The organism is Inquilinus sp. YAF38, from assembly GCF_052113205.1.
Lineage (GTDB): Bacteria > Pseudomonadota > Alphaproteobacteria > DSM-16000 > Inquilinaceae > Inquilinus.
This window is the reverse complement of record NZ_JBFRCU010000197.1, coordinates 1-2,145: the sequence shown is the minus strand read 5'-3', so window position 1 is coordinate 2,145 and position 2,145 is coordinate 1. Positions and strand designations below refer to the sequence as shown.

Sequence of the window (2,145 nt, the reverse complement as noted above, 5' to 3'; positions counted from 1 at the left end):
GCCGGGCCGGGCACGGCGTGCCGGGCCAGCCGGTGGCCCAGCGGCGCCATTCCTCRGCGAGGCCGAGGCCGCAGGCCAGCCCCGCCATCACCGAGCCGGGCGGCCGGTCCTCGACCGACACCTCGTCGTCGTAGAGRTCCYGGATCCGCTCCTCAAGCTCGGCGTGCAGGGCGTCGACGCGGGCTTGATCCTCGACCTGATCCCAGATCATACCGCGCAGCGCATCCTCGACCTCGCCGCGGTGGCGGTCGCGGCGGGCCTCGTGGGCGGCCGCGCGGTCGGCAGCCTGCGCCTTATCGCGGGCGCAGAGGTGATCGGCGGCGCGGCTGCGCAGGGCGAGCGAGCGCTGCACGGTGCGGGAGAAGCGGCTGAAGGCCATCCCGGCCTCCTGCGCCTCGGACCGGGCCGCCTGCACCGCGGCCTCGTCGGCCTTGGGCTGGGCGGCGCGGGCCTGGGCCGCGACGGCGCGGACGCCCTCGCCCTCGGCCAGTTGCATGGCGATCTCGGCCAGGCGCGTGAGCATCTGGATCTGCTGCAACGCAAGGCTGCGGCAGAAGGCCTGGACGTCGAGATCTGCTGGTGCGGGCTCCATGGAACGTAGCATGAACGAAGAGCAAGGGGCGGCGCAATGAACATTGCGTTTACGACTCGTCCGCGGGCGGCACGGGACTCGCGCCACACTTGTCACTCCCGCTGTCCACGGCCCGGCGTCACTCTATCTCACCATCAACACCGAGCGATGAGCGGCCCTGCGCCACAGCCGCGGGGCCTCGCCCGAATTCGGAGACAGCCATGACCAGATCAGCCGAGACCGGACGGACCGAGTCCGCCATGCAGACGCCCCCCGTCGTGTCGCCGGAAGCGTGGGAGGCCGCCCACCAGCAGTTGCTGGTGAAGGAGAAGGCCCAGATGCGTGCCCGTGACGCCCTGGCCGCCGAGCGCCGGCGGATGCCGTGGATGGCCGTGGACGCGACCTACGCCTTCGAGGGGCCGGCGGGCAAGGCCAGCCTGCTCGACCTGTTCGACGGCCGGCGCCAGCTGATCGTCTACCGCGCCTTCTTCGAGCCCGGGGTGTTCGGCTGGCCCGACCACGCCTGCCGGGGCTGCTCGATGGTGGCCGACCAGGTCGCCCATGTCGCCCATCTGAACGCCCGCGACACCACCCTGGTCTTTGTCTCGCGGGCGCCCCAGGCGGACATCGCGCGGCTGAAGGCGCGGATGGGCTGGGAGATCCCGTGGTTCACCGTCACCGACAGCTTCGACGCCGATTTCGGCGTGGACGAGTGGCACGGCACGAACGTGTTCTACCGCGACGGCGACCGCGTGTTCCGCACCTATTTCGTCAACAACCGCGGCGACGAGCAGATGGGGGGCACCTGGAACTACCTCGACATCACGCCGCTGGGCCGGCAGGAGGTGTGGGAGGATTCGCCCGAGGGCTATCCCCAGACCCCGACCTACAAATGGTGGAACTGGCACGACAACTACGATGAGAGCGCCGCACCCGACAAGAAATGGGTCGAGGCGTCGGACGCCGGCGAGGCCGCGATGCGGGACAAGGACGCGAAGGCGTGAGACAGGCCCGGCGGGCGGAGCCTCGTGCCGTCGGTGGTCCTATATGCCTCCTCAATTCGGCTGCAGATAGGCCACGCCGGTAGTGGGCGATCTCACGAAAAGGTCGAGAATCACCTCACTGCACAGACGGCTGCAGGCTGGATCGCCACGCCCCTGCGGGGCTCGCGATGACGGTGGTGAGTTGCGGAGATACCCCCCAGAATCGTCATTGCGAGCGCAGCGAAGCAATCCAGTCCCGCCGCATGAGGCGGCGCTGGCCTGGATCGCCACGGCGCTGCGCGCCTCGCGATGACGGTAAGGGTTGGCGGGTCTACTGCCAAAACCGTCATTGCGAGCGCAGCGGTAACTGCCCAGGTGCAGGCGTGATTAGGCGGAGTTGAGGTTATGGATGAGTTGTGTTGGGCAGGATGACAGTGTTTCGAGCAGGTTCCATCCGCGCTTTCGAGCGGTGCCGATGAGGGTGCGGAGCGTGGCGAAGTTGTCTGCGCCTTGAGATGTGCGGAACCCGCCGGAGATTTTCTGTCGGAGTTTCATCATCCGGGCATCGCGCTCGGCTTCGTTGTTGGTGAA

3 protein-coding genes are annotated in these 2,145 nt (G+C 68.6%); 1 reads left to right on the top strand and 2 read right to left on the bottom strand.

Annotation, left to right across the window (positions count from 1 at the left end; genetic code table 11):
* A partial coding sequence (locus AB4Z01_RS36175) for a hypothetical protein (protein ID WP_441701679.1) occupies positions 1 to 592 on the bottom strand: 592 nt, incomplete at its 3' end.
* Between the two features lie 200 nt (positions 593 to 792).
* On the opposite strand from AB4Z01_RS36175, the gene AB4Z01_RS36170 reads away from it, so the two are divergent.
* Positions 793 to 1,575: a DUF899 domain-containing protein gene (locus tag AB4Z01_RS36170; protein WP_441701677.1), complete on the top strand. Its 783-nt coding sequence runs from the start codon at positions 793 to 795 to the stop codon at positions 1,573 to 1,575.
* A 366-nt stretch (positions 1,576 to 1,941) separates the two neighbouring features.
* Here the strand turns inward: AB4Z01_RS36170 and AB4Z01_RS36165 are convergent.
* On the bottom strand, positions 1,942 to 2,145 hold a 204-nt coding region (locus tag AB4Z01_RS36165; protein ID WP_441694510.1), incomplete at its 5' end, for an IS66 family transposase.